The organism is Flexivirga endophytica (assembly GCF_014640635.1).
Taxonomy (GTDB): domain Bacteria; phylum Actinomycetota; class Actinomycetes; order Actinomycetales; family Dermatophilaceae; genus Flexivirga; species Flexivirga endophytica.
This window is the reverse complement of the sequence record NZ_BMHI01000007.1, coordinates 153,938-174,502: the sequence shown is the minus strand read 5'-3', so window position 1 is coordinate 174,502 and position 20,565 is coordinate 153,938. Positions and strand designations below refer to the sequence as shown.

The following is a 20,565-nucleotide window of genomic DNA, read 5'->3' as shown; positions in this document are numbered from 1 at the left end:
TTTCACCGTGATTGGCAACAGTGGCGGCTGGAGCACGATCGAGCCCTGGCGGCGCCGCACGGGTTCCTCGCCGTGACCGGTCTACACTTCCTCACCGCTGACCCAACGTCGTTTGCCGGTGTCCCCGGTGTATGGCGCACCGACTCCGCCGGCGTGCACGTCGACCTGGACGAGACGGAGACGGTGACGCTGGAGGGCCGCCCGATCTTCGGACATCACGATTTCGGCGTTCTGGCCGAGCGCTCCGGCGTCGTCGTGGAGAGCGGAGACGTTCACATCGAGGTCGCCAAGCGCGGCGGCTTCGACATACTCCGACCTCGTGATCCCGCAAATCCGCGGCGTGCGGCATTCAGCGGCAGCACTGCCTTCCCGGCGGATCCGGACTGGGTCGTGCCCGCACTCTTCGCGCCATTCATCAAACCCCGGCCGACCACCGTCGGCGCGGCGGTCGAGGGACTCGAGCACGTGTATGACGCCGTGGGTGAGCTCACCTTCACGCGCGCCGGAAAGACGTTGTCGCTCGTGGCTTTTCCAGGTCACACCGACGGGGAACTGCTCGTGCTGTTCACCGACGAAACGGCAGGCGTGACCACCTACCCCGCTGTGCGGTCGTTGTCGGTGCCGGCTCCTGACGCCGACGGTGAGGTGCGCCTCGACTTCAATCGCGCGAGCAATCTGCCGTGCGCCCATACGCCCTACGCGACGTGCCCGCTGCCACCGATCGAGAACAGACTCCCGATCGCAGTGACCGCAGGCGAGCTCGACCCGTCTCTCGACGCGGAGATCGTCGAGCGGATCGCGGGATGAAGGCGATTGCGATCTCACTGATTGTTCACGCGCCGGACCCGGTGACAGGTGAGCAGGTTTCGACGCATGAGCGGTTCGCGCAGGTCGTTCGAGCAGCTGAGTTCGTCGAGCAGATCGGTCTCGACGGGTTCGGGGTGGGGGAGCGTCACGAACGGCCCTTCATCTCTTCGGCGCCGACGGTCGTGCTGTCGCACTTGGCGGCGCGCACCCGGCGGATCCGGTTGTTCACCGCGGTCACCACGCTCAGCCTGCTCGACCCGGTGCGCGCCTACGAGGACTACGCGACCCTCGACCACCTGTCCGAGGGCAGGCTCGAGCTCATCGTCGGAAAGGGCAACGGCAGTGCGCAGCGTCAGCTCTTCGCCGTCACCGAAGACGATCAATGGGACCGCAATGCCGAGTCCTACGAGGTGTTCCGGGCGCTCTGGCGGCAGGACACGGTCACCGCGGACACCCGGTTCCGTCCGCCGTTGCGCGACGCGGAAGTGTGGCCGCGCCCTTATCAGCGGCCGGTGCGGGTGTGGCACGGGAGCGCCACGAGCAAGGCATCCGTCGACCTGGCAGCGCGATTCGGTGAACCGCTCTTCTCCGCGAACGTCACCAATCCGATCGAGCCGTATGCAGCGCTGATCGACCACTACCGCGAGCGCTGGACCCACTACGGTCACGACCCCAAGGCGCTGACGGTGGGTGCGGGCAGTGCCGGCCTGTCGGTGGCCGCGACCTCGCAGGAGGCCCGCGCCGCGTTCCAGCCGGCCTTCGCGGGCTACCTCGCCGCGCAACGACGTCTCGGTGTCGAGCCGGTCTTCGCGACACTGGACGACTACGTCGAGCGCAGTTCGGCACTCATCGGCAGCCCGGCACAGGTGTTGGAGAAGGTCCGTCGCTATCACGAGAGATTCGGACACACCGTGCTCCATGTGGGCGCCGATGCCCAGGGAGTGTCAGAGGGCGATCATCACCGAAGCCTCGAGCTCTTCGCCGATGCCGTGCTGCCGACCCTGCGCTCGGAGTTGCCCGACCCGCCCGTCTGGGGGCCGGGTCCGCTCGATGACGACAGCCGTGCTCGGGCGGCCTCGTCCGGGGAGACCTTCCTCGCGACCGGGTGAATGGCATCGCGTCCGACGGGTGGCCTCGCCGTGGGCATGCACCGACGAGCGTCGTACTGTGAAGGCCTGCGGCCGCGGCACCTGCACAGGCGACGTGCGCCGTGCCAACACCTTGCGATCATCGAATCGAGAAAGGCATCAGGATGTCCGAGAAAGTCACTGAGGTTCTCTACACGACGGCGGCAACCGCCAAGGGCGGCCGCGAAGGCAATGTCAAGAGCGCAGACGGCGTGGTCGACCTGCCGCTGGGCAAGCCGGGCAGCCAGGCCAACCCGAAGGCGAACCCCGAGACCCTTTTCGCCGCAGGCTATTCCGCATGCTTCTCCGGCGCGCTGAACGCCATGGCGCAGCAGGACGGCGTGGACGCAAGCGAGTCGACCGTCACGGCGGACGTGACCTTCGGCAAGACCGACACCGGCTTCGGCATCGCGGTCGCGCTGACCGCCAAGATTCCGGGCGTCGACGCGGCCAAGGCGCAGGAGCTCGCCGACAAGGCACACGGCTTCTGCCCCTACTCCAAGGCGACCCGCGGCAACATCGAGGTCACCGTGGTCGGCGAGCCCGCCTGAGAAGCCCGCGCTCGGCTCGTGAGGCCTCCCGCCCCATTTGCCGAGAGGACAGGCGATGCATCGAGAGGACACCGGATTCGGGGGTTTTTGCCCTGAATCCGGTGTCCTTTCGGCAATCGGGTGTCCTGTCGGTAAATGGGGGGTGGGTCAGCGCTGCTGCGGGACTACCGGGTCCCCGATGGCGATCTCACCCTCGGTATCGGGTATCAGGTGGTGGCAGAACCACGTCTTGCCGTCCCACTTGCGGTGCCGGCTGAGTGTCCGGATCGGCTCCTTGCCCTTTGCGAGCTGCGGCGAAGCAGGGTCCACGAGCGTCATCACGCACCGGTCCACCGGCTTCGCGGCACGCAACCGCACGCCGCCGATCTGCACCGACGTCCAGTTGTCCTCCGCGAAAGGCTCGTCACCGTCGATCACGACATTCGGCCGGAAGCGGTCGATTTGGACCGGATCGCCACCGGCCTCCTCGATCCACGCGTTGAGCTGCCGCAGCGACGCCAGCGATGCCACCGTGACCGGGTAACCGTCCTGGAACGCCGCGCGATCGTCCGGCCGGGAGAACTCCGGGTTGAGCCGCCGCGCCTCGGGGTACGCACACTGGACGATCTCCAGCCCGGCCCGCCCCGTCACCTGCTCCAGCCACTGCGACGCCGACTCGGTTGTCTCTCGAACCCGCATCGGTGGCCGGGTGAACATCGTCGCGCTCAGCTCCGAGTCACCGGCACGCACTGTGTATGACGAGCCAGCCGCCGACAAAGTGACGGCAGCGGACTCGCCCTGCAAAGGTGCTGCCTGGACTCGGAACAACCCGGGTAACTCCCGCGCGCTGACCATCGCGGCGTTCTCGTCGACGACCATCCACTCGCGGTCGCCTCGCAAGCCTGCGAAGCCGATATACGCGCTCGAAACCGGCGTGATGGCCGTGCTTTTCACCGGATGGATGCGCAGTGAGACGACCTGCATGTCAGTCCGTGCCGCCGGTGCGGACCGCCGGTGTGGCGGTGAGGGCAGAAGCCTTGCCGTCGTGCAGCGCATAGGTGGCGCCGACGATCGCGAGGTCGCCGCGCTCGACTGCGTCGTGGCAGATGCGGGACCGCTCGAACAGCAGATCCGCGGTGGCCCGCACATGCAGCGCCCCGACCGCCGCCGGCGAAGCATCTCCCGCAGCATGTGCGCGGGCGACGCTCGGCATGACCTGGACGGCGATGTCGCGAACGTAACCCGGCGGCATCTCACCGCTCTCAGCAGCTGCGATGCCGGCAGCGATGGCGCCACAGGACTGGTGACCGAGGATCACGATCAGCGGGACGTCGAGCAACTCCACGCCGAACTCGATCGAGCCGAGCACTGCGTCGTCGATGATGTGGCCGGCAGTACGGACGACGAAGAGGTCGCCCAGGCCCTGGTCGAAGATGATCTCCGACGCGACCCGGCTGTCACCGCAGCCGAAGAGCACGGCTGTCGGTCGCTGCCCGTGCTCGAGCAGGTTGCGTCGCTCCAGGTCCTGGTTGGGGTGGCGTGGAGTGTTCGAGACGAACCGGCCGTTGCCCTCGATGAGCTGATCCCACGCCTGCTGCGGTGATATGCGTTCCGTCACCGGACTACCTTTCCGTCGATGAGAGGGGTCCCCGCAAAGTATCGAGCGACGAAGGAGCGAGAACTTTGCGGGGTGATCAAAGTCCCGGCCTCGTGGTGATGGTGAAAGCGGTGGGCTTCGCCGTGGCGGCGAAGAAGTCCTCGCCCTTGTCGTCGACGACGATGAAGGCAGGGAAGTCCTCGACCTCGATCTTCCAGATCGCTTCCATCCCCAGCTCCGGGTATTCGAGCACGTCCACCTGCTTGATGCAGTCCTTGGCGAGCCGGGCGGCGGGACCGCCGATCGAGCCGAGGTAGAAACCACCGTGCGCCCTGCACGCGTCGGTCACCTGCTTGCTGCGGTTGCCCTTGGCCAGCATCACCATCGAGCCTCCCGCCGCCTGGAACTGCTCGACATACGAGTCCATCCGGCCGGCGGTGGTCGGCCCGAACGACCCGGAGGCGTAACCCTCGGGGGTCTTGGCCGGTCCGGCGTAGTAGACCGCGTGATCCTTGAGGTACTGCGGCATCTCCTCGCCGGCGTCGAGTCGCTCCTTGATCTTGGCGTGCGCGATGTCGCGGGCGACGACCAGCGGGCCGGTCAGCGACAGCCGGGTCTTGACCGGGTGCTTGGTGAGCTCGGCGCGGATCTCGTCCATCGGCCGATTGAGGTCGATCTGAACGACGTCGGTCGCATCCAGGTCCTGGTCGGTGGTGTCCGGCAGGAAGCGGGCAGGGTCGGTCTCCAACTGCTCGATGAAGACGCCCTCGGGAGTGATCTTGCCCAGGCACTGCCGGTCGGCCGAGCAGCTGACCGCGATCGCCACCGGCAGCGACGCGCCGTGCCGAGGGAGGCGCACCACGCGCACGTCGTGGCAGAAGTACTTGCCGCCGAACTGCGCGCCGATGCCGAAGTTGCGGGTCAGCTCCAGCACCTGCTCCTCGAGCTCGAGGTCGCGGAAGCCGTGCGCGGTCGCTGCATCGCCACTGGTCGGCAACTCGTCGAGATATTTGGCGCTCGCGTATTTAGCTGTCTTCAGGGCGAACTCGGCGCTGGTGCCGCCGATCACGATCGCCAGGTGGTATGGCGGACAGGCCGACGTGCCGAGCGTCCGGAGCTTCTCGTCGAGGAACTTCATCATCGAGTCGGGGTTCAGGATGGCCTTCGTCTCCTGGTAGAGGAAGGACTTGTTGGCCGAGCCACCACCCTTGGCCATGAAGAGGAACTTGTAGGTGTTCTCGTGGCCGGCCGCCGTGTCGGCATACAGCTCGATCTGGGCGGGCAGGTTGGAGCCGGTGTTCTTCTCCTCCCACATGGTGACTGGTGCCATCTGGGAGTAGCGCAGGTTGAGGCGCGTGTAGGCGTCATACACGCCGCGGGAGATCGATTCCTCGTCGGGAGCATCGCCGCCCACGAGGACCTGAGATCCCTTCTTGCCCATGACGATCGCGGTGCCGGTGTCCTGGCACATGGGCAGCACTCCGGCGGCGGCGATGCCGGCGTTCTTCAGCAGGTCCATCGCGACGAACTTGTCGTTGTTGCTGGCCTGGTCGTCGTCCAGGATCTTGCGCAGGAAGGCGAGGTGTGCCGGCCGCAGGTAGTGCGCGATGTCGTGCATCGCGGTGTCGGTCAGCAACCGCAGGGCGTCGGGGTCCACCTCGAGGAACGTTCGCCCGCCCGGGCCTTCGGCGGTGCGGATACCGGTGTCGGACAACTTGCGGTAGGTCGTCGCGTCGTCTCCGAGCGGCAGCAGATCTTCGTAGGCGAAATCGGCCATGACTCTTGGCTATCTCCTTGCTTATTGCGGGTCCGTTCAGAGAGTAGCCGGGCGCCGCGAACGGGCCGGCGGGAGTGCTGCCGCGGACTGCCGGAGCCGTTCGGGGGTTCGCAACGGTTTGCCAACTCAATGGGCTGTCCACGAGACAGCGGGGATGGAAAGGTGTAGACCGTGTGGAACGTGTTGTAGCTCACACCCCCTGGATGGAGCGGATGCATATGAAACGGCTCAGGCCACCTCGACGTGGCATCGCAATATCGGCCGCTGTGCTGATGGCCACCACCGGGCTCGCCGCCTGTGGTGGAAGCGGCGGCAGCGGATCCGGACCGGCCCACCTCACCTGGTACATCAACCCGGATGTCGGCAACGCGGACGCGAGCAAGGGCGGCCAGGCCACCCTTGCGAAGGAGTGCTCGCAGGCGTCCGGCGGCAAGTACCGGATCAAGGTGCAGTTGTTGCCCAACTCGGCTAGTGACCAGCGGATCCAGTTGCTGCGGCGACTGGCCGGCGGTGACAAGACGATGGATCTGATGAGTGTCGATCCGGCGTTCGTCAGTGAGTTCGCGGCTGCCGGTTATTTTGCCCCCGTCCCCAAGAATATGATCGACGACTTCAAGGCCGATCGGGTGCAGTCGTCGATCGACGCGTCGACGTACGGCGGCAAACTGATGTCGGTGCCGTTCTGGTCCAACACGCAGTTGCTCTGGTACAAGAAGTCGGTCGCCAAGAAGGCCGGCCTCGACATGAGCAAACCGATCACCTGGGACCAATTGATCAAGGGAGCCCAGCGGGCCAAGATGCAGATCGGTGTGCAGGCGAAGCTCTACGAGGGCTACTCGGTCTGGATCAACGCACTGGTCGCGGGCGCGGGCGGGGAGGTCGTCAAGAACCCGAACGCCACCTACGAGAACATCAAGCTGGGTCTGGACACGAAGGCGGGCAAGGACGCGGCCAAGATCATCCACGACGTCTCCTCGACCGGCGTCGGTGGACCGGCGATGGGCAACTCCACCGAGACCGAGTCGCTCAACCTCTTCAGCAGCAAGAAGGGCGGCTTCCTGGTCAATTGGCCCTACACCTACGGCGCGTACGCAGGCAAGGACAAGGCCGATGTGGCCGCAACCATGTACCCGCAGACCGTGCAGGGTGAGAAGGCAGCCCCGCCATACGGTGGTATCCAGCTGGCCGTCGGCAAGGACAGCCAGCACGCCGATCTCGCCTACCAGGCGGCTGCCTGTATCACCAACCAGAAGCACCAGGCGGACTACATGGCCGCCTCGGGCAACCCGGCCAGCCGCAAGGGCGCCTATGAGACCGCCGAGGTCAAGAAGGCGTTCCCGAACGGCATCGCGGCCGAGATCCGGAAGTCGCTGGATGTCGCGGCGGCCCGCCCGCTGACCCCGTACTGGGGTGACATCTCGACGGCGCTGCAGCAGAAGTTCAGCCCACCGAGTTCGGTCAACCAGCAGACGCCCGCCAAGACGCAGTCCTTCATCCTGAAGGTCTTGAACGGGAAGGCCCTCCTATGAGTACCGTTGCGGAAACCACCAAGGCCGACCTGACCTCCGAGGAGCAGGCGCACCTGTCCGATCGGGCCAAGGGCGAGCGCAACCTCGGCTGGCGCCTGGCCGGACCGGCGTTCATCGTCATGCTGCTGGTCACGCTCTACCCGATCGGCTACGCGGTCTATCTCTCCCTGTTCAACTACCGGTTGACCGATCCGGCCGGCAAGAAGATGGTGTGGCTGCAGAACTACATCACCGCACTGTCCGATCCGCTCTTCTGGCAGGCGTTCGTCACGACCCTGGTGATCGTGATCGTGACTCTCGTCTTCGAGCTGATCCTCGGTATGGCGATCGCCATGGTCATGCACCGGGTCGTCTGGCCGCGGCGCACGTTGCGCACAGTGGTCCTGATCCCCTACGCGATCGTCACCGTCGTGTCCGGGTTCTCGTGGCTGTATGCCGCGCAGATCGACACCGGCTTCTTCAACCACTGGCTGCACTTCCTCACCTTCGGCGGATTCAGCGAGAACTTCAACTGGTTCGGTGGTCGCTGGTCGTCGCTGACCATCATCTGCCTGTCGGAGATCTGGAAGACCACGCCGTTCATGTCGCTGCTGCTACTGGCCGGCCTGGCTCAGGTCGATTCGGCGCAGGAGGAGGCGGCCAAGGTGGACGGTGCCACCTGGATGCAGCGCTTCACCAAGGTGATCCTGCCCAACATGAAGGCCGCGCTGATGGTGGCGCTGCTGTTCCGCACGTTGGATGCCGTTCGTATCTATGACAATCCGTATGTCATGACCGGTGGAGCGAACAAGACGCAGACGTTGTCGATGCTGGTTGGCACCGAGACGGTGAGCCGGGTCGAGATCGGCATGGGCTCCGCCCTGGCGGTGATCCTCTTCCTGATCGTGCTGATCATCGCGTTCATATTCGTCAAGCTCTTCAAGGTCGATCTCACCACGAGCGGGAGGAGTTGAGCTGTGGAGACCAACATCAGTACCAAGGCGAAGAACGGTCTCGGTGTCGTCTCGATCGTCATCATGATCTGGACCGTCATACCACTGTTGTGGATCCTTGCTACATCGTTGAAATCCGATGCGGCACTGGGCGATTCGAGCAAGAACGTCCTGGGCAACTTCTGGCCGAAGGACATCAGCTGGGACAACTACAAGCTGATCTTCTCCGGTGGGGCCTCGGACCTGTTCATGCCGGCGTTGTGGCACTCGATCATCGTCTGTGTGGTGTCGACCGTGATCAGTGTGGTGTTGGCGACGTTCTGCGCCTACGCGATCTCGCGGCTGGACTTCCCGGGTAAGAAGCTGATCCTCACGACGGCGCTGGCCGTGTCGTTCTTCCCAGTGATCGCGATGGTCACGCCGCTGTTCAACCTGTGGCGGCAGATCGGTCTCTTCGACACGCTGCCCGGTCTGATCATCCCCTATCTGGCGCTCACCCTGCCGTTGTCGATCTGGATCCTGTCGGCGTTCTTCCAGCAGATCCCGTGGGAGATGGAGCAGGCGGCCCAGGTCGACGGGGCGACGAGTTGGCAGGCCTTCGTGAAGGTGGTGGCGCCGCTCGCGGCGCCGGGTGTCTTCACGACGGCGATCATCGCCTTCTTCACCGCCTGGAACGACTTCGTCTTCTCGTCCAACCTCACAGCGCAGCATGCTCAGACGGTTCCGGCGGCACTGAGCTTCTTCACCGGCGCCAGCCAGTTCGTCCAACCGACCGGCGCCATCTGCGCGGCCGCGGTCGTCGTCACCATTCCCGTCGTGATCCTCGTGCTGGTCTTCCAGAAGCGGATCGTTGCCGGACTCACGTCCGGCGCAGTCAAGGGTTAAGGCCCAAGGAGAGAGCAATGTCGAGCATCGAACTCAAGCACATTGTCAAGAAGTACGGCGACGGCTTCCCGGCCGTCAACGACGTCAACCTGGACATCAAGGACGGCGAGTTCGTCATACTCGTCGGCCCGTCCGGCTGCGGCAAGTCCACGCTGCTGCGGATGATCGTCGGGCTCGAGGACATCACGTCCGGCGAGATGGAGATCGACGGGAAGCGGGTCAACGACCTCGCGCCGCGCGACCGCAACCTGGCGATGGTCTTCCAGAACTACGCGCTCTACCCGCACCTGACCGTCTTCGAGAACATCGCGTTCCCGCTGCGGCTGCAGAAGGGCAAGCACAGCAACGAGGAGATCGACAAGAAGGTGCGCGACGCCTCCGCGATGCTGGAGTTGGACGAGCACCTGGAGCGCAAGCCGGGAAACCTGTCCGGCGGCCAACGACAGCGGGTTGCGATGGGCCGCGCGATCGTCCGCGAGGCCGACGCGTTCCTCTTCGACGAACCGCTGTCCAACCTGGACGCCAAGCTGCGTGGTCAGATGCGCACCGAGATCGCGCGTATGCAGCGCCGGCTCGGCATCACCACCGTCTACGTCACCCACGACCAGACCGAGGCGATGACGCTCGGTGACCGCGTCTGCGTGTTGAAGCGGGGCATCCTGCAGCAGGTCGCGTCGCCGCGTGAGCTTTACGAACAGCCGACCAATCTGTTCGTCGCAGGCTTCATCGGCTCACCGCCGATGAACTTCCTGCCGGCGAAGGTGGAGGGCAATTCGCTGAAGCTGCCCTTCGTCGACGTGCCACTCGACGGGCCGCTGGCCGAGAAGGTCAAGGGCAAGGACATCGTCATCGTCGGCCTGCGTCCGGAGCACCTGAAGGACACGACCGTCGAGACGGGGCCGGAGCACTCGGTCAAGTTCAACGCCGTCGTCGACCAGACCGAGTGGCTGGGCAACGAGCAGTACGCCTACATCCCTTACGAAGCCGACGGTGCGGTGCGGGATCAACTCGAGGAACTCGACCGCGACCTGGACGGCGAGGGGCTGCGGACGCAGATGATCGTCAACTTGGATCCGCGCTCGCGGGTGCTCGAGGGTGACGAGGCGCAGCTGGCGTTCAACCCGGCATCCATGCACGTCTTCGATCCGCAGAGCGGTGACAACCTCACGCGCGACGACGCGAGGGCGGCCGAGATCGCGGCTGATTCGGAGAAGATGCGTAAGGCCGCGCTCGAGCGGGCGCGCAAGCGCGACGCGGAGCAGGCCGAGAAGTCCGCCTAGCCGCGGCCGGGCGCCTGCGAGGGACAACCCCCTTCGCCGAGAGGACACCCTTTTACCGAGAGGACAGGGAATAGCGGTCAAAACGACCCGATTTCCCTGTCCTCTCGATCATTTGCTGTCCTCTCGGCGAAACCCATAGCGTGGATCCATGACTGCTGAGACTCGTCCTGTCGTCCTGATCACCGGCGGCACCCGCGGCATCGGGCGGGCGGTGGCCGATGCCCTGGCGCCGGACCACGACCTGCTGATCGGTGGCCGCGACCAGGCCGCCGTCGCCGCGGTCTGCGGATCCCTGCCCGGCGCGACACCGTTCGTGGCCGACCTCACGGACGCCGACTCGATGTCCGCCGCCGTGGCATCGGCCGGACTGCAGCGGTTGGACGGTGTCGTGCACTCGGCTGGCGTGCTCGGCAGCGGCGCGGTCGCGGATCTCGGTCGCGACGCCTGGCGTCATACGCTCGAGGTCAACGTGGTGGCCGTCGCCGACCTGACGCGGACTCTGTTGCCGGTGTTGCGGGTCGCGCGCGGCACCGTCGTGGTCGTCAACTCCGGATCCGGCCTGCGGTCCGGCGCACAGGGCAGCCTCTACTCGGCATCGAAGTTCGCGGTGCGTGCGTTCGCTGACGGGTTGCGTCAGGAAGAGCGTGGCAACGGCGTGCGGGTGTCGACCGTCTACCCCGGTCGGGTCGCCACGGACATGCAACGTGAGTTGCGCGACTTCGAAGGCGGGGAGTATGACGAAGACGCCTACCTTCGCCCCGAATCCGTCGCAGCCGCAGTGCGTTTCGCACTGACTGCGCCGTCGGAGGCTTCGGTGGAGGACCTGTCGATCCGACCCCGCTGAGGCCGTGTCAGCGCAATTCGGCGCGGCTCGGTGGGTTGGCGCCGGCCCGGGAGACGGTGATCGCCGAGGTCTCGATCGCGCGGTCCACTGCGGGGCGCAGGTCGGACAGGTTCGCGGCACGCAGGCGAGAGCGTGCGTCGGCGGAGCCGAGTAGTCCTGAGTCGAGCAGACCGGACAGCAGACCGGACTGGAAAGAGTCCCCCGCGCCCACCGTGTCGACAACGGAAACGCTTCTGCCGGCGACGGATTCGGTCTCGCCGGTGGCTGTCACGTGCATCAGCGCGCCGTCGCCACCGCGGGTCATGACCACCAGCGAAGGGCCGAGCTGGCCCCACAACGCGAGCACCTGGCCCGGGTCGCCGCCCGCGCCATACAGCCAGGCGATGTCCTCGTCGCTGGCCTTGACGACGTCGGAGTAGCCGATCAGCTGCTCCAGTCGGGCGCGCACGTCGTGCGCGTCGCCGATCAGGGTCGGTCGCGGGTTGGGGTCGAAGGAGACGGTCGCGTGGTCGCGTGCCGCGAGCATCGCCTCGGCGACCTTCTCCGCGCCGGGCTGCAGCGCCGCGGCGATCGAGCCGGTGTGCAGGTGACCGATGTCGGTCGGCAGCGGGTAGGGGAGATCCCAGGCGAGGTCGAACTCGTAAGTGGCGGAACCGGTTTCGTCCAAAGTGGCGGCAGCGGTCGGTGTCCGCTCGGCACCGAGACTGCCTTCGACGAGGGCGACGTCATCGGCGGCGAGGTGCCGGGCGATGAGGTCGCCATACGTGTCGTTCGCGAAGTATGCCGCCAGGCGCGCGGGGTGTCCCAGGCGCGCCAGCCCGATCGCGACGTTGAGCGGACTGCCTCCGACGTGCTCCGTGGTCGGTGCGCCGACCGGCCGGACGATGTCGATGAGGGCTTCTCCGACCACCAGGGTGTCGACCATCGAATGAATTCCTTCGGCGTCAGCCGTCGAGGAGGCCGCCGCTGAGCTGCTGCAGCTTGGCCATCGGGTGAACGGCTTCGATCGAGCGGATCGTGCCGCTCTTGGAGCGCATGACCAGGGAGTGCGTGGTGCACCCGCCGGCGCGGTAGCGGATGCCGCGCAGTAGTTCGCCATCGGTGATGCCGGTCGCGACGAAGAAGCAGTTGTCGCTCGTCACCAACTCGTCGGTAGTCAGCACGGCGTCCAGGTCGTGCCCCGCGTCGATCGCGCGCTGTCGCTCGTCGTCGTCCTTGGGCCACAGCCGCCCCTGCAGCACGCCACCGGTGCACTTCATCGCGCACGCGCTGATGATGCCCTCGGGGGTGCCGCCGATGCCGAGCAGCAGGTCGATGCCGGTGTCGGGCCGGGCCGCCATGATCGAGCCGGCGACGTCACCGTCGGAGATGTAGCGGATGCGCGCCCCGGCAGTGCGGATCTCCTCGGCGAGCTTCTGGTGGCGCGGACGATCCAGCAGGACGACGGTCACGTCCGAGACCGAGCCGTGCTTGGCCTTCGCGACGCGTCGGATGTTCTCGGCGACCGGCAGCCGGATATCGACCACGTCCGCGGCCTCGGGGCCGGTGGCCAGTTTGTCCATGTAGAAGACGGCGCTCGGGTCGTACATCGAACCGCGTTCGCTCACCGCCATGACGGACACGGCGTTGGTCATACCCTTGGCGGTCAGGGTGGTGCCGTCGATCGGGTCGACGGCGACATCGACGTGCGGTCCGGTGCCGTCACCGACCTTCTCGCCGTTGAACAGCATGGGGGCGTCGTCCTTCTCGCCCTCGCCGATCACCACGACCCCGCTCATCGACACCGACGAGATCAGGTGCCGCATCGCCGCGACCGCGGCACCGTCGGCGGCGTTCTTGTCGCCGCGGCCGACCCAGCGGCCACCGGCCATCGCGGCGGCCTCGGTCACGCGCACGAGCTCCAGCGCAAGGTTTCTGTCCGGGGTCTCCGGGATGACGGTGTCGGACGGCATGTCGGACGGCATGGAATCTCCTCGGAGAACTCGGATGGGTTCGGCCACGACTCTATCGGCAGGAGCAGGGACCGTCGCGCGGCCGGGGCCGCGAGGTCGCCCGGCGCAGCACGGGCATCGTTTGGGACGATGAGAGGCGTGAGCGACAGTGAGACCCCCGCCGCCGAGCCCGGCGCAGCACAGGCATCGGCCGGCGACGAGCCCACGGCGGAGGAATCGGCCGGGCAACCGGCGCCGCGCCGCGGACTGGGGTCGGTGCGCAGCATGATCATCTCGATGGTGCTGGTCGTGCTCGCCGTCGTGGCGTGGTGGGCGTGGGTGCCGCGCGCCGACCAGACCCAGCAGCGGGTTGAGGACGTCGCCGGGATCGCCCGCGAAGTCGGGCTCAGCAAGCACTGGGACCCTGCGGTTGCCTCCGGCCTCCCGAAGGGCTGGCAGCCGGTCAACGTCCGGCTCGTCCCGGCCGACAAACAGCCCGACACCTGGCAGGCGGGGTATGACGCCCCGGGCGGCAGCTACGCGCGCGTCGTGCAGACCAAGGACGGCAGCCCGAGCTGGGTGCAGGCGCAGACGGACGACAGCAGGGCGGCCGGATCGGTCACGATCGACGGCGTGCGATGGGACAAGCTCGACCGTGCCGACGGCGGCGAACGCAGCCTCGTGCGGTCCGAGCCGCTCGCGGGGTTGACGACGGTGGTCACCGGGACCGGTGACTGGTCGCAGGTGCAGAAGTTCGCGGCGTCGCTGAAGCCGCTCAGCAAGAGTGATTTCAAGAGCGTCGGGCCGACGGCGCCGGCCGGCTCCTGAGCGGGCCCGCCTCAGTCCTCCGGCTCGGCCTCGTCGGTCATCGCGGTGATCGTGCGCTGTGCGCCGTCCAGCCAGCGCTCGCAGTGCGTGGCCAGCGCCTCGCCGCGCTCCCAGAGTCGCATCGACTCCTCGAGCGTCTCGGTTCCGCCCTCCAGCCGGCTGACGATCGACGCCAGCTCGTCGCGCGCGGCCTCGTAGCCCAGGTCGGCGACGTCCGCGTTGGCGTCGGCCGTTTCGTCGGCGATGGTGTCCTTCTTCGGCATACGGGGCAGCCTAGATGAGTCGTACGATCTCCTGACGCGCATCACGTGCGCGGGAGCGTCAGGGCGTCCGGCTCGGGGTAGGACTGCTCGGGAGGTGGAAGTTGTGCCGAGCAGAGCCGACGACGGCTCGTTGACGACCTACCGGGAGAAGCGGAAGTTCGACCGCACGCCGGAGCCGTCGGGCGACAACGAGCAGGGAGCCGCAATCCCCGGTGAGCGCCGCTTCGTGGTGCAACGGCATCGCGCGCGGCGGCTGCACTACGACCTGCGCTTCGAGATCGACGGCGTCCTGGTGAGTTGGGCGGTGCCCAAGGGGCCGACGCTCGACCCCGACGTGCGTCGGATGGCGGTCCACGTCGAGGACCACCCGCTGGAATACCAGGACTTCGAAGGCGTCATACCGCGCGGTGAGTACGGCGGTGGTGACGTGATCGTCTGGGATCGCGGCACCTGGGAGCCGCACGCCACGGACGACCCGGCCAAGGCCGTCGCGGACGGCGACTTCCACGCGGATCTTTATGGCGAGAAGCTGCGCGGCCGGTTCGTGCTGGTTCGCCGGGGCGAGGCGTCGGACCGCGAGCAGTGGCTGCTGCTGCACAAACACGACGACGACGCGGTGCGCGGCTGGGACCCGGAGGACCATCCGAGGTCGGTGCTCAGCGGGCGCACCAATGACGAGGTGAAGTCCGCGCCGGACCGGCTGTGGCGCTCGGACCTGCCGGCGGCGGCCGCATCGGTCGACCTGGACGGCGACGCCGTAACCGAGCCCGACCAGGAGGCGCTTGCCGCGCTGGACGAGATGGGCGACCACGGCACATGGCAGGTGTTCGGGCGGTCACTGAAGGTGACGAACCTGGACAAAGTCCTTTTCCCCGGCACGGACGACGCCGAGCCGGTCACCAAACGCGAACTGCTGCGGTATGCCGCCACGATCGCTCCGACGGTGTTGCCCTACGTCGCCGGCCGGGCGTTGAACGTGCACCGCTACCCGGACGGCGCGGACCACAAGGGCTTCTGGCACAAGTCGGTGCCGAGCCGTGCGCCGACGTGGTTGCCGCGGTGGGACAACGAAGCAGCCGACTCCGACGAGGCGCACACCTACCTCGTCGTGAACGAACCGGCCGCGCTGGTCTGGGCCGCGAATTACGGTGCCCTGGAATGGCATCCGTGGACCTCGCGCACCGATGAGCCGGAGCAGCCGACCTACGCGCTCTTCGACCTGGACCCGGGGGAGAAGACTTCTTGGGAAGAAGTGCTCGAGCTCGCCCGGCTGCACCGGACAGCGTTCGAGCATCTGGGCGTGACGGCGTTCCCGAAGCTCACCGGACGCCGGGGCATCCACGTCTGGGTGCCGATCGCCCGCGGGCCGACCTTCGAGCAGACCCGCGCTTGGGTCGAGCAGGTGTCGCGGACGGTCGGCGCGGTCATGCCGGAGTTGGTGAGCTGGAAGTGGGTCAAGAACGAGCGCCGTGGGCGGGCTCGCCTGGACTACACGCAGAACGCGATCAACAAGACGCTGGTCGCGCCATACAGCCCGCGTCCGGCGGCGGGGGCACCCGTGTCCGCGCCGATCAGCTGGGACGAGCTCGACGACGCGGACCTACGGCCGGACCACTTCACGATCCGCACGATCGGAGACCGCCTCGCCGAGCGCGGCGACCTCTTCCGCGGCGTGTTGTATGGCGAGCAGCGCCTGCCACGTCTGCACTGAGCCGGCTCGGGACACCTCACCCAACGAAGTCCTCGCTCGTCCCTCACTCGGAACTTCGCGGGGACCCCGAGACCGGGCGTACCGCGAAGTCACCGGACGCGACGGTCACCCGCAGGAGTTCGTCGCTCTCGACCGTCGCGACGTCGGTGACGACCTCGCCGCCCGCATGGCGCACGACGGCATACCCACGCTCGAGCGTCTGCAGGGGTGACAGCGCCCGCAGCTGGCCCCGCAGGTGACCGACCTGGTCGTGCGCACGGTCCAGCCGGTGCGTCATCCGGGCGCGTGCTCGGTCCCGCAGCGCCTCGACGGTGGCGCGCCGGGTCGCGACCATCGTCTCGGGTGCGACCAGGACCGGCCGGCTGCGCAGCTGCTCCAGGTGCCGACGCTCCGCGACGAGGCGGTGTCGCAACGCGCGAGCCCCGGCGGCGCGGGTCTGGGCCAGGCCGTGCAGCTCGTCGGCCAGGTCCGGCACGACGCGCTTGGCGGCGTCGGTCGGCGTCGACGCGCGGACGTCGGCGACGAAGTCCAGCAGCGGGGTGTCCTCGTCATGGCCGATCGCGCTGACCACCGGCGTGCGGGTCGCCGAGACGGCGCGCACCAGTGCTTCGTTGCTGAAGGGCAGCAGATCCTCGAACCCGCCGCCGCCCCGGGAGACCACGATCACCTGCACGTGCGGTGCGGCGTCCAACTCGGCGAGCGCGGCGGACACCTCGGCCACCGTGTTGGGCCCCTGCACCGCGACCTGGCGGATCTCGAATTGCGTTGCCGGCCAACGACGTCGGGCGTTCTCGACGACATCTTTCTCGGCCGCGCTGGCGCGTCCGCAGATGAGCCCGACCGTGTGCGGAAGGAACGGCAGTGGCTTCTTGCGGGCGGCATCGAAGATCCCCTCGCTGCGCAGCAACTGCTTGAGATGCTCCAGGCGGGCGAGCAGCTCGCCGACACCCACCGGACGCATCTGCCGGGCGTTGAGGTGCAGCGAGCCGCGCTTGGTCCAGAACTGCGGCTTGGCCTGCACCACGACGCGAGCGCCCTGCTGCAGACCAGGGCCCATCGCATCGAGCGTGTTGACGTGGACGGTGACCGACAGCGACATGTCGACCTCCGGGTCACGCAGGGTGACGTATGCCGTGGGTGCTCCCGGCCGCCGGTTGAGCTGGACGATCTGGCCCTCGACCCACAACGCGGACATCTTGTCGACGTAGTCGCTGATCTTGACCGACAGTTTGCGAACCGGCCACGGTTGCTCGGCCGTCGTGTCGGCGGCCTTCTCGGGGAGTGAGTTCGTCACCCCGGTCACTCTAGGCGCGGGGGACGACGCCGACGCGACCAGCGGTGGAGCACCAGCGGCACCCGCTGATAATCGACGGGACAGTTCTCACCGGGCAGGAGGCGCAGCGATGAATGTCGCAGACACCTGTCTGGCGTGGTGCTGGCGAGGGAGTGCCGTGCCACCCCTCGCCGACGGGCTGCTCAGCCCCGCCGAACGCGAGCGCGCGGCCCGCCTTCGGCATGTCGCCGACCGCACCTGCTCGGTGACGGCGGCGGCGCTGGTGCGACTGGTGGTCGCGGACTGGCGCGGCGCCGGTCCAGTCGAACGTGCCGACGTCGCGCGCGAACTGTCCGTCGACCGCACCTGTTCGACCTGCGGTGCACAGCACGGGCCGCCGCGGGTCTCCGGCGGCCCGCACCTGTCCGTCACGCACACGGGCGTCGGGGCAGATTCGCTGGTGGTGGTTGCGGCGACCGCGGCCGGCGCGGTCGGCGTCGACGCGGAGGCGGTGACGGATCTCGATTTCGCTGCCCTCGCACCGACCGTGCTCGCGCCCGAGGAGTCCGCAGAGGATGCACCGCGGTCGCCGCAGCGTTGGTTCGCGGTCTGGACGCGCAAGGAAGCGGTGCTGAAGGCGACCGGTGACGGACTGCGGACCCCGATGTCCGAGGTCGTGCTGGGCGACGGGGCGTCGCTGGTCTCCTACCGCGGCGATCGACTGCCGTGCGTCCTGCGCGATCTCGACATCGGACCGGACACTGCGGCCGCGCTCGCGGTGCTGGGCGCCTCGCAGGTCACGGCTCGACTGATGGACGCGCGACAGCTCTTCGGCTGATCACGTGGTCGGGCAGACGAGCCGACCCTCCGCGAACTAGCCTCGGCTGTATGACGATCCGCATCCCCGGCCTCGCGCTCACCGATCACACTCTGCAGGTCCCGCTCGACCACGCGGACCCGGGCGGTCCGACGATCGAGGTCTTCGCCCGGGAGGCGGTCGCCGTCGACAAGATCGACGACGACCTGCCGTGGTTGGTCTTCCTGCAGGGCGGCCCCGGTGGCGAGAGCCCCCGCCCGATGAAGGCCGACGGCTGGCTCGGGCACGTCACCAAGACACATCGCGTGCTGCTGTTGGACCAGCGAGGCTGCGGCCGGTCGACGCCCGTGACCGCGCGGTCCACCGACGGTATGTCGGCGGCGGAGATCGCGGCGTACGTCCGACACTTCCGCGCCGACAGCATCGTCGCCGACGCCGAGATGTTCCGGGAGAAGGTCGCCGGCGGCAAGCCGTGGACGACGCTCGGCCAGAGCTATGGCGGCTTCATCACCTTGACCTATCTGTCGCAGGCGCCCGAGGGGCTCACCGCCTGCCTGGTGACCGGCGGGCTGTCCGGCATCGACGCGAGCGCCGCGGACGTCTACGCGCACACCTTCCCGCGGATCGCGCGCAAGAACGCCGCCTACTACGAGCGTTACCCGGACGACGTGGCCGCGGTGCGCCACATCGCCGATCATCTCGCCGCGCACGAGGTCCTCCTGCCCGACGGTTCGCGCCTCACCCCGGAGCGCTTCCGCCTGATCGGCAGCATCTTCGGGATGAGCTACGGCTTCGAGCACGTGCACTGGCTGCTGGACACCGCGTGGGACGGTGATGACATCTCGGACCGCTTCCGGCAGTCGGTGCTGGCCGAGACGTCATACGCGAACGGCCCGATCTACGCACTGCAGGAGTACTGCTACGGGCTGCCCGGGACGCCGACCGGTTGGGCGGCGGACCACGAGATCGCAGCGCGCCCGGAGTTCGCGGCCGACGCCGACCCGCTGCTGTTCACCGGCGAGACGATGTTCCGGTGGATGTTCGACCAGATCCCGTTGCTGCAGCCGTTCGCCGAGGCCGCCGACATCCTCGCGGCCGTCGACGACTGGCCCGCGTTGTATGACGAGGAGCGTCTCGCGGCCAACACGGTGCCCGTTGCGGCCGCGGTGTATTTCGACGACATGTATGTCGACGCTGACCTCTCACTGGACACCGCGCGACGGGTCGGAAACGTCCGTCCGTGGGTCACCAACGAGTTCGAGCACGACGGACTGCGCTCGGGCTCGGTCGTCGAGCGGCTGATGGACATGGTCGCCGGCAAAATCTGATCGGCGTGTCGAACAGATCGGTCGGGTTCGTCGGGTCGCAGCACCGCACCTAGCATGGAGACATGACTTCGCCCGCAACGACCGAGACCGACCAGGCCGCCGCCGAGCACAGCAAGCGTGTGCTGCTCGCGGCGCCGCGCGGCTACTGCGCCGGCGTCGACCGCGCCGTCGTGACGGTGGAGAAGTCCCTCGACCTCTACGGCCCGCCGGTCTACGTGCGCAAGCAGATCGTCCACAACAAGCATGTCGTGGCGACCCTGGAGAAGCGTGGCGCGATCTTCGTGGAGGAGACCGACGAGGTGCCCGAGGGCGCCACGGTGATCTTCTCGGCACACGGCATCGCGCCCGAGGTGCGCGAGCAGGCCAAGGCGCTGTCCCTGAAGACCATCGACGCGACCTGCCCGCTGGTCACCAAGGTGCACCGTGAGGCAACCCGCTTCGCCTCCGACGAATACGACATCCTGCTGATCGGCCACGAGGGCCACGAGGAGGTCGTCGGCACCGCCGGTGAGGCGCCCGACAACATCATCCTGGTGCAGTCGCCGGAGCACGCCGACACCGTCGAGGTGCAGCACCCGGACAAGCTCGTCTGGCTGTCGCAGACCACGCTGTCGGTCGACGAGACCATGGAGACGGTGCGCCGGCTCAAGGAGCGCTTCCCCAATCTGCAGGACCCGCCCTCGGACGACATCTGCTATGCGACCCAGAACCGCCAGCACGCCGTGAAGCAGATGGCACCGCGCACCGATCTGATGCTCGTGGTCGGCAGTCGCAACTCCTCGAACTCCGTGCGGCTGGTCGAGGTAGCGCTCGAGCACGGCGCTCGCGACGGTCACCTGGTCGATTACGCGGACGAGATCGAGGACAGCTGGCTCGACGGCGTGAGCACCATCGGCGTCACCTCGGGCGCTTCGGTGCCCGAGATCCTCGTGCGCGACGTGCTCGGCTATCTCGCGGAGCGCGGGTATGCCGACGTCGAGACGATCACCGCGGCCGAGGAGAGTCTGCTCTTCGCACTGCCGACCGAGCTGCGCCGTGACCTCAAGGCACGCGGGCAGGGCGACTCGGCGCAGGTCCGGCACGACGCCGGATCACTGCACTAGCTC

20 protein-coding genes are annotated in these 20,565 nt (G+C 67.6%); 13 read left to right on the top strand and 7 right to left on the bottom strand.

Going from position 1 to position 20,565, the window contains the following annotated elements; translation table 11 throughout:
• The first annotated feature begins 72 nt into the window (after positions 1-72).
• The 3 genes from IEX71_RS20630 to IEX71_RS20620 all read left to right on the top strand — a co-directional run bounded on the left by IEX71_RS20630 (position 73) and on the right by IEX71_RS20620 (position 2,485).
• Positions 73-807 (top strand): DUF1684 domain-containing protein, encoded by a 735-nt coding sequence (locus tag IEX71_RS20630; RefSeq protein WP_229749918.1) that lies wholly within the window; start codon positions 73-75, stop codon positions 805-807.
• Positions 804-1,916, top strand: coding sequence for an LLM class flavin-dependent oxidoreductase (locus tag IEX71_RS20625; RefSeq protein ID WP_188838962.1), 1,113 nt, complete (start codon positions 804-806; stop codon positions 1,914-1,916). Before IEX71_RS20630 ends, IEX71_RS20625 begins: the two co-directional genes overlap by 4 nt.
• 143 nt (positions 1,917-2,059) lie before the next feature.
• Entirely contained in the window at positions 2,060-2,485 is a 426-nt protein-coding gene (locus tag IEX71_RS20620) for an organic hydroperoxide resistance protein (protein ID WP_188838961.1), read from the top strand.
• A gap of 147 nt (positions 2,486-2,632) precedes the next feature.
• On the opposite strand, the gene IEX71_RS20615 is transcribed toward IEX71_RS20620, so the two are convergent.
• The 3 genes from IEX71_RS20615 to IEX71_RS20605 all read right to left on the bottom strand — a co-directional run bounded on the left by IEX71_RS20615 (position 2,633) and on the right by IEX71_RS20605 (position 5,838).
• Positions 2,633-3,448, bottom strand: coding sequence for an MOSC domain-containing protein (locus tag IEX71_RS20615; protein ID WP_188838960.1), 816 nt, complete (start codon positions 3,446-3,448; stop codon positions 2,633-2,635).
• Between the two features lies 1 nt (position 3,449).
• The gene (locus IEX71_RS20610) at positions 3,450-4,082 is read right to left on the bottom strand and encodes a carbonic anhydrase (protein WP_188838959.1); all 633 of its coding nucleotides are present in this window, start codon (positions 4,080-4,082) and stop codon (positions 3,450-3,452) included.
• 76 nt (positions 4,083-4,158) lie between these two features.
• Positions 4,159-5,838 carry a fumarate hydratase gene (locus IEX71_RS20605; RefSeq protein ID WP_188838958.1) on the bottom strand — a complete coding sequence of 560 codons (1,680 nt, stop codon included), beginning with the start codon at positions 5,836-5,838 and terminating at the stop codon, positions 4,159-4,161.
• Between the two features lie 272 nt (positions 5,839-6,110).
• Between IEX71_RS20605 and IEX71_RS20600 the strand changes: the two genes are divergently transcribed.
• The 5 genes from IEX71_RS20600 to IEX71_RS20580 all read left to right on the top strand — a co-directional run bounded on the left by IEX71_RS20600 (position 6,111) and on the right by IEX71_RS20580 (position 11,308).
• On the top strand, positions 6,111-7,367 hold the full coding sequence (locus IEX71_RS20600) for an extracellular solute-binding protein (RefSeq protein ID WP_229749917.1): 1,257 nt from the start codon (positions 6,111-6,113) through the stop codon (positions 7,365-7,367).
• Positions 7,364-8,320 carry a carbohydrate ABC transporter permease gene (locus tag IEX71_RS20595; protein ID WP_188838956.1) on the top strand — a complete coding sequence of 319 codons (957 nt, stop codon included), beginning with the start codon at positions 7,364-7,366 and terminating at the stop codon, positions 8,318-8,320. Before IEX71_RS20600 ends, IEX71_RS20595 begins: the two co-directional genes overlap by 4 nt.
• Positions 8,321-8,383: 63 nt before the next feature.
• Positions 8,384-9,184 (top strand): carbohydrate ABC transporter permease, encoded by an 801-nt coding sequence (locus tag IEX71_RS20590; protein WP_188839046.1) that lies wholly within the window; start codon positions 8,384-8,386, stop codon positions 9,182-9,184.
• 17 nt (positions 9,185-9,201) lie between these two features.
• The gene (locus tag IEX71_RS20585) at positions 9,202-10,464 is read left to right on the top strand and encodes an ABC transporter ATP-binding protein (protein ID WP_188838955.1); all 1,263 of its coding nucleotides are present in this window, start codon (positions 9,202-9,204) and stop codon (positions 10,462-10,464) included.
• Between the two features lie 148 nt (positions 10,465-10,612).
• On the top strand, positions 10,613-11,308 hold the full coding sequence (locus IEX71_RS20580; RefSeq protein ID WP_188838954.1) for an SDR family oxidoreductase: 696 nt from the start codon (positions 10,613-10,615) through the stop codon (positions 11,306-11,308).
• Positions 11,309-11,315: 7 nt separating this feature from the next.
• Here IEX71_RS20580 and IEX71_RS20575 read toward each other — a convergent pair whose 3' ends face one another.
• Positions 11,316-12,233, bottom strand: a complete 918-nt coding sequence (locus IEX71_RS20575) for a carbohydrate kinase family protein (RefSeq protein WP_188838953.1) — start codon at positions 12,231-12,233, stop codon at positions 11,316-11,318.
• Between the two features lie 19 nt (positions 12,234-12,252).
• Entirely contained in the window at positions 12,253-13,272 is a 1,020-nt protein-coding gene (glpX, locus tag IEX71_RS20570; RefSeq protein ID WP_188838952.1) for a class II fructose-bisphosphatase, read from the bottom strand.
• 126 nt (positions 13,273-13,398) lie between these two features.
• Between glpX and IEX71_RS20565 the strand changes: the two genes are divergently transcribed.
• Positions 13,399-14,067 (top strand): DUF4245 family protein, encoded by a 669-nt coding sequence (locus IEX71_RS20565; protein ID WP_188838951.1) that lies wholly within the window; start codon positions 13,399-13,401, stop codon positions 14,065-14,067.
• An 11-nt stretch (positions 14,068-14,078) separates the two neighbouring features.
• On the opposite strand, the gene IEX71_RS20560 is transcribed toward IEX71_RS20565, so the two are convergent.
• Complete coding sequence (locus IEX71_RS20560; protein ID WP_188838950.1) at positions 14,079-14,330, bottom strand: exodeoxyribonuclease VII small subunit; 252 nt, start codon at positions 14,328-14,330, stop codon at positions 14,079-14,081.
• Positions 14,331-14,433: 103 nt separating this feature from the next.
• Here IEX71_RS20560 and ligD point away from each other — a divergent pair, with 103 nt between their 5' ends.
• Entirely contained in the window at positions 14,434-16,041 is a 1,608-nt protein-coding gene (gene ligD / locus IEX71_RS20555) for a non-homologous end-joining DNA ligase (protein WP_229749916.1), read from the top strand.
• Between the two features lie 43 nt (positions 16,042-16,084).
• Here ligD and xseA read toward each other — a convergent pair whose 3' ends face one another.
• The gene (gene xseA / locus IEX71_RS20550) at positions 16,085-17,335 is read right to left on the bottom strand and encodes an exodeoxyribonuclease VII large subunit (protein WP_188838948.1); all 1,251 of its coding nucleotides are present in this window, start codon (positions 17,333-17,335) and stop codon (positions 16,085-16,087) included.
• A gap of 157 nt (positions 17,336-17,492) precedes the next feature.
• Between xseA and IEX71_RS20545 the strand changes: the two genes are divergently transcribed.
• The 3 genes from IEX71_RS20545 (at position 17,493) to IEX71_RS20535 (ending at position 20,562) form a co-directional block, all read left to right on the top strand.
• Complete coding sequence (locus IEX71_RS20545) at positions 17,493-18,152, top strand: 4'-phosphopantetheinyl transferase family protein (protein WP_188838947.1); 660 nt, start codon at positions 17,493-17,495, stop codon at positions 18,150-18,152.
• A gap of 50 nt (positions 18,153-18,202) precedes the next feature.
• Positions 18,203-19,459 (top strand): alpha/beta fold hydrolase, encoded by a 1,257-nt coding sequence (locus IEX71_RS20540; protein ID WP_188838946.1) that lies wholly within the window; start codon positions 18,203-18,205, stop codon positions 19,457-19,459.
• 62 nt (positions 19,460-19,521) lie between these two features.
• A complete protein-coding gene (locus IEX71_RS20535; RefSeq protein WP_188838945.1) occupies positions 19,522-20,562 on the top strand; it encodes a 4-hydroxy-3-methylbut-2-enyl diphosphate reductase in 1,041 nt (346 codons plus the stop codon).
• Positions 20,563-20,565 lie beyond the last annotated feature (3 nt).

Bases quoted from the DNA above. Each gene is read 5' to 3' on its own strand.
- glpX (WP_188838952.1), bottom strand. From the start codon at position 13,272: ATGCCGTCCGACATGCCGTCCGACACCGTCATCCCGGAGACCCCGGAC.
- IEX71_RS20600 (WP_229749917.1), top strand. From the start codon at position 6,111: ATGGCCACCACCGGGCTCGCCGCCTGTGGTGGAAGCGGCGGCAGCGGA.
- IEX71_RS20575 (WP_188838953.1), bottom strand. From the start codon at position 12,233: ATGGTCGACACCCTGGTGGTCGGAGAAGCCCTCATCGACATCGTCCGG.
- IEX71_RS20605 (WP_188838958.1), bottom strand. From the start codon at position 5,838: ATGGCCGATTTCGCCTACGAAGATCTGCTGCCGCTCGGAGACGACGCG.
- IEX71_RS20535 (WP_188838945.1), top strand. From the start codon at position 19,522: ATGACTTCGCCCGCAACGACCGAGACCGACCAGGCCGCCGCCGAGCAC.
- IEX71_RS20580 (WP_188838954.1), top strand. From the start codon at position 10,613: ATGACTGCTGAGACTCGTCCTGTCGTCCTGATCACCGGCGGCACCCGC.
- IEX71_RS20560 (WP_188838950.1), bottom strand. From the start codon at position 14,330: ATGCCGAAGAAGGACACCATCGCCGACGAAACGGCCGACGCCAACGCG.
- IEX71_RS20595 (WP_188838956.1), top strand. From the start codon at position 7,364: ATGAGTACCGTTGCGGAAACCACCAAGGCCGACCTGACCTCCGAGGAG.
- IEX71_RS20625 (WP_188838962.1), top strand. From the start codon at position 804: ATGAAGGCGATTGCGATCTCACTGATTGTTCACGCGCCGGACCCGGTG.
- IEX71_RS20615 (WP_188838960.1), bottom strand. From the start codon at position 3,448: ATGCAGGTCGTCTCACTGCGCATCCATCCGGTGAAAAGCACGGCCATC.
- IEX71_RS20620 (WP_188838961.1), top strand. From the start codon at position 2,060: ATGTCCGAGAAAGTCACTGAGGTTCTCTACACGACGGCGGCAACCGCC.
- IEX71_RS20590 (WP_188839046.1), top strand. From the start codon at position 8,384: ATGATCTGGACCGTCATACCACTGTTGTGGATCCTTGCTACATCGTTG.
- IEX71_RS20585 (WP_188838955.1), top strand. From the start codon at position 9,202: ATGTCGAGCATCGAACTCAAGCACATTGTCAAGAAGTACGGCGACGGC.
- IEX71_RS20540 (WP_188838946.1), top strand. From the start codon at position 18,203: ATGACGATCCGCATCCCCGGCCTCGCGCTCACCGATCACACTCTGCAG.